This is a genomic window from Palleronia sp. (assembly GCF_042089775.1).
Taxonomy (GTDB): domain Bacteria; phylum Pseudomonadota; class Alphaproteobacteria; order Rhodobacterales; family Rhodobacteraceae; genus Palleronia.
In genome coordinates, this window is the sequence record NZ_JBELKF010000231.1 from 1 (window position 1) to 930 (window position 930).

At 67.1% G+C, this 930-nt stretch carries 1 protein-coding gene; it reads left to right on the forward strand.

From position 1 onward, the window contains the following. Nucleotides 1-15 precede the first annotated feature (15 nt). A complete protein-coding gene (locus tag ACFDS3_RS20385) occupies nt 16-879 on the forward strand; it encodes a MaoC/PaaZ C-terminal domain-containing protein (RefSeq protein ID WP_375264155.1) in 864 nt (287 codons plus the stop codon). Nucleotides 880-930 lie beyond the last annotated feature (51 nt).

A 930-nucleotide genomic window follows, 5' to 3' on the forward strand; every position in this document is an offset into this window, starting at 1 on the left:
GGGAGGCGCGCCCCGATGGCCATTGATCACGATCACCTGATGAATTTCGACATTCCGGAGGTGCGCCAGAGCTACGGGCTGGAGGAGGTGGCGCGCTTCGGGCTGACCGTGGGGCTGGGGCAGGATCCGATGGACATGCGCCAGCTGGCTTATGTCGGGGCGCTGGCAGACGACATTCGCGCCATGCCCGCCATCGTCAATGTGCTTGGCCATCCCGGCTTTTGGCTCGGAAACCCCGAAACCGGCGTCGATGCGCTCCGGCTGGTGCATGGCGAACAGGGGATCACCATTCACAAGACCATCCCCGCCACGGCCAGCATCACCGCCAAGACCCGCGTCACCGGGCTCGTCGACAAGGGCGAAGGGCGCGGCGCGCTGCTCTATTATGAAAAGCGGATCCTTGAGGCCGAAAGCGGCGATTGTCTGGCGACCTGCCGTGGCACGACCTTCCTGCGCGGCGATGGCGGCTTTGGCGGCCCGACGGGGCCGGTGAAACCGGCGCACCGCCTGCCCGAAACCGCGTCGGATCACGTGTTCGACACGCCCACCCGGCCCGAGCAGGCGCTGTCGTACCGCTGGAACGCCGATCCCAACCCGCTGCATCTCGATCCGCGGGTCGCCGCCCGCTCGGGCTTCGAGCGTCCGATCCTTCATGGCCTGTGCACCTTCGGCTTTGCCGCGCACGGGCTGCTGGCGGTGCTGTGCGACTACGACGCCGCGCGCTTCGGCGCTATGGATGCGCGCTTCACTGCGGCGGTCTATCCGGGCGAGACGCTGCGCACCGAAATCTGGACCGACGGCTCGTTTCGGACCCGCGTGCTGGAGCGCGACATCATCGCCATCGACAACGGGCTGTTCAAGCACAGGCAGGCATCATGAGCATCGACATCGAGACGGGCGGCGAGGGGCTGCGCAGGATCACCCTGAACG